The sequence below is a fragment of the Bartonella sp. AD328YNZD genome (assembly GCF_042196425.1).
The window spans coordinates 1,793-9,676 of sequence record NZ_JBHIQG010000071.1; the positions used below are offsets into that span (position 1 = coordinate 1,793).

General features: G+C 36.7%; 8 protein-coding genes. 7 read left to right on the forward strand and 1 reads right to left on the reverse strand.

Annotated features, from left to right (window positions below; all coding sequences use genetic code 11):
- A partial coding sequence (locus ACFIO3_RS05105; protein WP_375704162.1) for an alpha/beta hydrolase occupies positions 1-602 on the reverse strand: 602 nt, incomplete at its 3' end.
- Between the two features lie 160 nt (positions 603-762).
- Here ACFIO3_RS05105 and ACFIO3_RS05110 point away from each other — a divergent pair.
- From ACFIO3_RS05110 to ACFIO3_RS05140, 7 genes are all read left to right on the forward strand, one after another.
- Entirely contained in the window at positions 763-1,938 is a 1,176-nt protein-coding gene (locus ACFIO3_RS05110; RefSeq protein ID WP_375704163.1) for a cysteine desulfurase family protein, read from the forward strand.
- Between the two features lie 139 nt (positions 1,939-2,077).
- Positions 2,078-3,589: a Fe-S cluster assembly protein SufB gene (sufB, locus tag ACFIO3_RS05115; RefSeq protein WP_375615187.1), complete on the forward strand. Its 1,512-nt coding sequence runs from the start codon at positions 2,078-2,080 to the stop codon at positions 3,587-3,589.
- A 159-nt stretch (positions 3,590-3,748) separates the two neighbouring features.
- Positions 3,749-4,504 (forward strand): Fe-S cluster assembly ATPase SufC, encoded by a 756-nt coding sequence (sufC, locus tag ACFIO3_RS05120; protein WP_375606924.1) that lies wholly within the window; start codon positions 3,749-3,751, stop codon positions 4,502-4,504.
- 11 nt (positions 4,505-4,515) lie between these two features.
- Positions 4,516-5,778 (forward strand): Fe-S cluster assembly protein SufD, encoded by a 1,263-nt coding sequence (sufD, locus tag ACFIO3_RS05125; protein WP_375606858.1) that lies wholly within the window; start codon positions 4,516-4,518, stop codon positions 5,776-5,778.
- Between the two features lie 10 nt (positions 5,779-5,788).
- Entirely contained in the window at positions 5,789-7,033 is a 1,245-nt protein-coding gene (locus ACFIO3_RS05130; protein WP_375606859.1) for a cysteine desulfurase, read from the forward strand.
- Complete coding sequence (locus tag ACFIO3_RS05135; RefSeq protein WP_273787976.1) at positions 7,026-7,427, forward strand: SUF system Fe-S cluster assembly protein; 402 nt, start codon at positions 7,026-7,028, stop codon at positions 7,425-7,427. Before ACFIO3_RS05130 ends, ACFIO3_RS05135 begins: the two co-directional genes overlap by 8 nt.
- An 83-nt stretch (positions 7,428-7,510) precedes the next feature.
- Positions 7,511-7,884: DNA methyltransferase (locus tag ACFIO3_RS05140; RefSeq protein ID WP_375695748.1), on the forward strand; the 374-nt coding region annotated here is incomplete at its 3' end.

The following is a 7,884-nucleotide window of genomic DNA, read 5'->3' on the forward strand; positions in this document are numbered from 1 at the left end:
TCAATAAGTTCTTCATGACATCCACTGAAAAAGTGATTAGCCTCTTCCAATATTTCTTGTGTGATGATGATACCTTTTTGTGTTTTCAACTTATCGACAAGTATTTGAACATCTTTTGGGGGAGAAACTTTATCGATACCACCATGAATGATAAGCCCAGAAGAGGGACAAGGAGCAAGAAATGAAAAGTCATAAACATTAGGCTGAGGAGCAACTGAGATAAATCCCTCAATTTCCGGTCGGCGCATTAAAAGCTGCATACCAATCCATGCTCCAAATGAATATCCTGCTACCCAACAATTCTTAGAATCTGGATGTTGTGTTTGCACCCAATCGAGAGCAGCAGCAGCATCTGAAAGTTCTCCTATTCCATAATCAAATTCACCCTGACTACGACCAATACCACGAAAGTTAAAACGTAAAGTTGTAAAGCCACGTTGTTGGAACATATAAAAGAGGTCATAGACAATTTTATGATTCATAGTTCCACCAAATTGGGGATGAGGATGCAAAATGATCGCAATGGGTGCATTTTTTTGTTGTGAAGGTTGATAACGCCCTTCGAGCCGACCCGCAGGACCGTTAAAAATAATTTCTGGCATAAAATGCTCCTTAATGCAATAAAAGGCTCTCTTTGACCTTGGTCGACTTTTACCATAGAATCTCTTAAATAATTATTAGATATTCTTTTTTTAGTGCACTTTTCAAGAAAATTGCGCTATTTTTTTAATCAATTCATAAGATTAATGATTGCGATGTAAAATGGTTATAAAACGCCGATATTTTGATCATAACGCAACAACACCACTCAAAAAAGTGGCACGGATAGCGTTACTGGAATCTTTAGAAATATTTGGTAATCCATCATCGGTTCATAAGGAAGGGCGTGCGGCTAAAACTTTGTTGCAAAGGGCCCGTCGGCAAATCGCTGAAAATCTTAAAACAGATCCAGATCACGTGGTATTTACCTCTGGTGCGAGTGAAGCTGCAATGACTTTGTTAACACCCTTTTACAATATTGGGAAAGCAAAAGTTAAATTTTCTCATCTTTACCTTGGAGCGACTGAACATCCCTCTGTTGCAGAGGGAGGACGTTTTTCTAAAGAGTTGATAAGCGTCATTGCTGTTGATCAAGATGGGCTCATTCAACAAGATAAATTAACATCACTCTTAGCGGCTCACGATAAAACAAAAGGTTTACCTCTTGTTGCTATTCAAGCTGCAAATAGTGAAACTGGTGTTGTTCAACCATTAAAAGAAATAGCTGCTGTTGTTCGCGATTTAGGAGGCACTCTTGTTGTTGATTTGACACAATATGTAGATAAAAATTTTGTTGATATTCATCAGTTAGGAGGAGACTTTTTTATACTGTCTGCCCATAAAATTGGCGGTCCTAAAGGGATAGGTGCTTTTGTTTCATGTGGTAATCTTCTCACTCCACATCCTCTTATTGTCGGGGGAGGACAGGAAAAAGGTTTACGGGGAGGAACAGAAGCATTGCCCCTTATTGCTGCTTTTGGGGCAGCAATGGCTGATTGTTTCACGCAAGAAGAAAGAAAACAATTAATATATTTACGCAATAAATTAGAAGATGGACTACAAAAAATAAGTAAAAATGTTGAAATTTTTGGTAAAAGAGTTCAACGTTTGCCAAATACAACTTACTTTACCGTGAAAAATATAAAAGCTGAAACGATGCAAATTGCTTTTGATTTAGAAGGGTTTTCTGTATCAGCTGGTTCTGCCTGTTCTTCGGGAAAAGTAAAACAAAGCAAAGTGTTGGAGGCAATGGGGTATCATGTTCCAAATGGTGCCATTCGCATTTCGCTAGGGCGTGGTACAACTTCTGAAGATATTGATGATTTTCTGTCGTTTTTTTCTCAAATTATAAGCAGGAAAAAAGGAGAAGATTTATCATCAGAAAGTTATAAAAATTAGAATTATTTTAAAAATAAAATAAGTTTGATTGAAATTTTTGCACTTTACCTATAGCCTAGGAGATAACTTGCTTACTTTAATCTTGTAAAAAACAAGACTTTAGTTACCGGTTTTTGACGCCAAAAAATGGAGAAAATTTATGCCGGCAGTACAAGAAACGATACGCCAAGTACGTGAAATAGATGTTGACCAATATAAATATGGTTTTGAAACCAATATTGAAACCGATAAAGCTCCAAAAGGCTTAAATGAGAATATTATCAAATTTATTTCCGTTAAAAAAAATGAGCCTGAATGGATGCTAACATGGCGCTTAAAAGCTTACCGCCGTTGGCTGACAATGCAAGAGCCTCATTGGGCGCGTCTTGAATATCCTAAAATTGATTTTCAGGAGCTTTATTATTATGCTGCTCCAAAAAATCATACAGGACCAAAATCTTTGGATGAAGTGGATCCTGAGTTATTAGCAACGTACGAAAAACTTGGCATTCCTCTTAAAGAACAAGAGATTTTGGCAGGAGTAAGAAAACAGTCTGATCCCTCCACTTTTGATGACAGTATGTCTGTATCGGGGCAGGTGGCTGTTGATGCAGTCTTTGATTCTGTTTCTGTTGTAACAACATTCAAAAAAGAACTGGCACGTGCTGGTGTGATTTTTTGTTCTATTTCAGAGGCGATTATTGAACATTCTGAGCTTATTAAAGAATATTTAGGAACAGTTGTACCTATAAGTGATAATTATTATGCGGCTTTAAATGCAGCTGTCTTTACAGATGGTTCATTTGTTTATATTCCCAAAGGGGTTCGTTGTCCTATGGAGCTTTCAACTTATTTTAGGATTAATGAACGCAACACTGGCCAATTTGAACGAACATTGATTATCGCCGCTGAAGATTCCTATGTTTCTTATCTTGAAGGGTGTACAGCACCCCAACGTGATGAAAACCAACTTCATGCTGCTGTTGTTGAGCTTATTGCGCTTGAAAATGCAGAGATTAAATATTCTACAGTACAAAACTGGTATCCTGGCGATAAAGATGGAAAGGGCGGTATTTATAATTTTGTGACGAAGCGTGGAGATTGTCGAGGTGATAACTCTAAGATTTCATGGACACAAGTTGAGACCGGTTCTGCGATTACTTGGAAATATCCATCCTGTTTACTGCGCGGTGAGAACGCGCGTGGAGAATTTTATTCTATTGCTGTTGCAAACGGTCATCAACAAATTGATTCCGGTACAAAAATGATTCATTTAGGAAAAAATACATCCAGTCGTATTATTTCCAAAGGCATTTCTGCTGGTTTTTCAAATAACACGTATCGAGGACAAGTTACAGCGCATAGAAAAGCACAAAATGCGCGTAACTTTACGCAATGTGATAGTTTGTTAATCGGGAATGATTGTGGTGCGCATACAGTTCCTTATATTGAAGCAAAAAATGCAACAGCTCAGTTTGAACATGAAGCCACAACATCAAAAATTTCCGATGACCAACTTTTTTATGTTATGCAAAGAGGAATTCCTGAAGAAGAAGCTATCGCATTAATTGTAAATGGTTTTGTAAAAGAGGTCATTCAAAAACTTCCCATGGAATTTGCTGTCGAAGCGCAAAAGCTTATTGGTATTAGCCTTGAAGGTAGTGTTGGATAATTTTATTTAATGAGATAAATAGAAGACTTTATGTAACAAGGCTGTAACGGTAGCACATAATGCTAAAAATGACCTCTATGGTAATTACAAAAGTAGATGGATGCTAAGGTAAAATAATACGCATTGATATCTGAAAAACAGCCAAAACAGGATTAAATGATGTTAGAGATCAAAAATTTGCACGCCCGTATTGCTGAAACCGATACAGAAATTATTCGTGGTTTAAACTTGACAGTTCAAGACGGAGAAGTTGCCGCTATCATGGGACAAAATGGAGCCGGAAAATCAACTTTATCTTATTTGCTTGCTGGTCGTGATGATTATCAAATAACAGAAGGAGATATTCTCTATAATGGACAATCACTTTTAGAAATGGATCCAGCAGAACGTGCTGCATATGGTGTTTTTCTTGCATTTCAATATCCAATGGAAATACCAGGGGTAGCAACAATGGAATTTTTAAAAGTTGCGATGAATTCTCAACGCAAAGCGCGAGGTGACGAAGAACTTAAAATTCCTGAATTTATAAAATGTGTTAAAGAAGTTTCAGCCAAACTTGAAATAGATATGGATATGCTAAAGCGTCCATTAAATGTAGGTTTTTCAGGTGGAGAAAAAAAACGCGCTGAAATTTTACAAATGGCACTTCTTGAGCCTACACTTTGCATTTTAGATGAAACGGATTCTGGTTTAGATATTGATGCGCTAAAAATTGTTGCAGATGGTGTTAATAAACTTCGCGATTCAAAACGTTCATTTTTGGTGATTACCCATTATCAACGGCTGCTTAATTATATTATTCCTGATACGGTACATGTTCTTTATAAAGGACAAATTATCAAAAGCGGTGATAAATCCTTAGCACTTTATTTAGAGCAAAATGGGTATGCTGATCTTATTAGGGAAGCGGTTTGAGGTTATTAAATATGAATGCACAGCAAAACTTGTTAGCGGTTGAAGAAAATATACTCAGTAATTTTAATCAGTATGTAAACCACTTACCTGGTGATAAAGCTGTACAGGAAATCCGCAAGAAAACTATTGAGCAGTTTCAAACGACACGGCTTCCTTCCCGTAAAATCGAAAGTTGGCATTATACCAATCTGCGTACCTTACTGAAGTCTATTAGCAATTTTTCAAAAGTTCAAGACAATCAATTGGTTGATGCATTGCTTTCAGAAAGTGCTGTTTTCTCCATAAACAATGGAAAAACATCGATAGAGTCAAAGATAGACAATATTGCAGTAAAACGCCTTTCAGATGCATTAGAAGATAATTCTTTACAGATAAATCAAAACATTTCTGATGAAGATTTTATTGGACAGTTAAATACAGCTTTTGTTACAGATGGTTGGCTTTTTCACATCCCTGAGAATACAAAGTTAAATATCCCCATTGAGTTACAAAATATACAAATGGGGGGACAATCTCATATTTTTTCGGATATAAAAGTTGATAAAAATAGTCAAGTTATGTTTATTGAACATCAGGTTGGCAATGATAAAGATACCTTTGTCAGTTCAATATTTTCATTAAATGTTGCTGCTGATAGTGATGTTACGTGGATTCTCATTCGCAATCGTGATTTTAATTCTACACAATTTGGTCGATTTTGTGCTGTTCTTGATCAAAGAGCGAAGTTATCACTTTATGTCATTAATATAGGGAGTCAATTAAATCGCCAAGAAATCGATATTGAATTACAGGGAGAAGAATCTGACTTTCAATTACGCGTCATAAATTTATTATCAGGACAAACACATAGTGATCTTACAATGACTGTTCGTCACGTGGAAGAAAAATCAACATCAACCGAAATTATACGCAATGTGGTTACAGATAAGGCTGTTGGTGTTTTCCAAGGAATAATACGTGTTTCTCAAAAAGCGCAAAAAACAGATGCACGCATGGCTTGTAATAGCCTTATTCTTTCAGATGATGCAGAATTTAATGCAAAGCCTGAATTAGAGATTTTTGCTGATGATGTTGCATGCGGTCATGGTGCAACAGTTGCTAATATTAATCATGATTATCTTTTTTATCTCATGGCGCGCGGTATTCCATTTAAAACGGCTCGTGCACTTTTAATCAAAGGATTTATCTCTGAGCTTATTGATGACATCAAGCAAGATAATATTCAGATTATTTTGGAGAATATCATTGGTAAATGGCTTGAAAAAAATGTTTAAGGTGGAAAAAATGGAAAATAACGTACAAACATTTACTTATAATGTAGAAGAAATTCGGCGTGATTTTCCTCTTTTGCACCATCAAGTTTATGGAAAGCGATTAGCCTATCTTGATAGTGCTGCTTCTGCCCAAAAACCACAATCAGTACTCAGTGCAATGAATAATTATTATCACTATAGTTATGCTAATGTGCATAGGGGAATGTACTTTTTAGCCAATGCAGCAACGCAATCCTATGAAAATTCTCGTGAAACCGTTCGTGTTTTTCTAAATGCACAAAAAGCGGAGGAGATTGTTTTTACGAAAAATGCAACAGAAGCTATTAATACTGTTGCTTATGGTTGGGCTATGCCTAAACTCAAGGAAGGTGATGAGATTGTTCTAACGATTATGGAACATCATTCAAATATTATTCCTTGGCATTTTCTTCGGGAACAAAAAGGTGTTAAACTTATTTTTGTTCCTGTCGATGAAAATGGTGTTCTGCACATTGAAGATTTCCAAAAGTCTTTAAGCGAAAAAACGCGGCTTGTTGCTATAACGCATATGTCCAATATATTAGGAACTGTGCCTCCTGTTAAAGAGATTATTAAGCGAGCACATCAAAATTCTATTCCGGTTCTTGTTGATGGTTCTCAAGGGGCAGTACATTTAACCGTTGATGTGCAAGATCTCGATTGTGATTGGTATGTCTTTACAGGTCATAAGCTTTATGGACCTACTGGTATTGGTGTTCTGTATGGTAAAGAAGATAGATTAGAAGAAATGCGTCCTTTTCAAGGGGGAGGGGAAATGATCGAGGAGGTAACAACCGATAAGGTTTTTTATAATGCTCCTCCTTACCGTTTTGAAGCAGGCACTCCTCCTATCGTTGAATCTATTGGATTAGCAGCGGCTATTGATTATATACAAGAGAAAGGTTGTAGCACGATTCATGCCCATGAGAGGTCCCTTTTAGCTTATGCGCAGGAAAAACTTAAAATGGTTGAGTCATTGCGTATTTATGGTCATTCTCCCAATAAAGGAGCTATTATATCATTTACAATTGAAGGGATTCACGCCCATGATATCGCTATGTTTATTGATAGAAGAGGAGTTGCAATCCGCGCCGGAACTCATTGTGCTCAGCCTTTATTACAGCGCTTTGGTCTAGCATCTATTTGCCGCGTATCGTTAGCCATGTATAACACTCAAGAGGATATAGATCAATTAGTAGAAGCATTGCAAGAAACAAGGACATTTTTTAATGGCTGAATCAATTGAAGAGCGTCATTCTACAGAATCCGTTGAAACTGTAAGCGAAAATAAAAAATCTTACATATCAGCAATTCCAGCAGACGAAATTGATCGTATGACAAATGATATTATTGCTGCTCTCAAAACAGTTTATGACCCAGAGATTCCTGCTGATATTTATGAGCTAGGACTGATTTATCGTATTGATATTGAAGATGATCGTTCAGTAAAAATTGAAATGACTCTTACAGCACCGGGATGTCCTGTTGCAGGTGAAATGCCGGGGTGGGTAGAAAATGCAGTTAGTGCAGTTGAAGGGGTTTCATATGTTGAAGTCACTATGACTTTTGATCCACCATGGACACCTGATTGTATGTCAGAAGAAGCTCAAATTGCTGTCGGATGGTACTAAAAGTATTGTTAAGAGACTCTAATCTAGCCATTCATGAATAAGCTGTTTACTTTTCACAAGCGTTTAAATTTAAGGGCGATCGCATGAGTTATAATAAACAAAAATTAGAACTCACTTGGATTGGAAAAGAAAAACGCCCCAAACTGGAACCTCGTATTTTATTGGAAGATCTTGAAAAATCTTATCACGCTCCGCACCAAGTATCTACCCAAGATATTTTTGATAATAAACTCATTTTTGGTGATAATTTATTCGCGCTCAAAGCGCTGGAACAAGAATATATGGGGAAGGTAAAATGTATCTATATCGATCCGCCTTATAATACAGGCAATGTCTTTGAACATTATGAAGATGGTTTGGAGCATTCCCTATGGCTCAGTCTTATGAGAGACAGGCTAGAATTGTTACATCGTTTACTGGCGGAAGATGGAAGTATTTGGATTTCCATTGATGATGA

What these genes read in the sequence shown, in the direction of transcription:
- sufD (WP_375606858.1), top strand. Translation starts at nt 4,516, where the DNA reads ATGAATGCACAGCAAAACTTGTTAGCGGTTGAAGAAAATATACTCAGT.
- ACFIO3_RS05130 (WP_375606859.1), top strand. Translation starts at nt 5,789, where the DNA reads ATGGAAAATAACGTACAAACATTTACTTATAATGTAGAAGAAATTCGG.
- ACFIO3_RS05135 (WP_273787976.1), top strand. Translation starts at nt 7,026, where the DNA reads ATGGCTGAATCAATTGAAGAGCGTCATTCTACAGAATCCGTTGAAACT.
- ACFIO3_RS05110 (WP_375704163.1), top strand. Translation starts at nt 763, where the DNA reads ATGGTTATAAAACGCCGATATTTTGATCATAACGCAACAACACCACTC.
- sufC (WP_375606924.1), top strand. Translation starts at nt 3,749, where the DNA reads ATGTTAGAGATCAAAAATTTGCACGCCCGTATTGCTGAAACCGATACA.
- sufB (WP_375615187.1), top strand. Translation starts at nt 2,078, where the DNA reads ATGCCGGCAGTACAAGAAACGATACGCCAAGTACGTGAAATAGATGTT.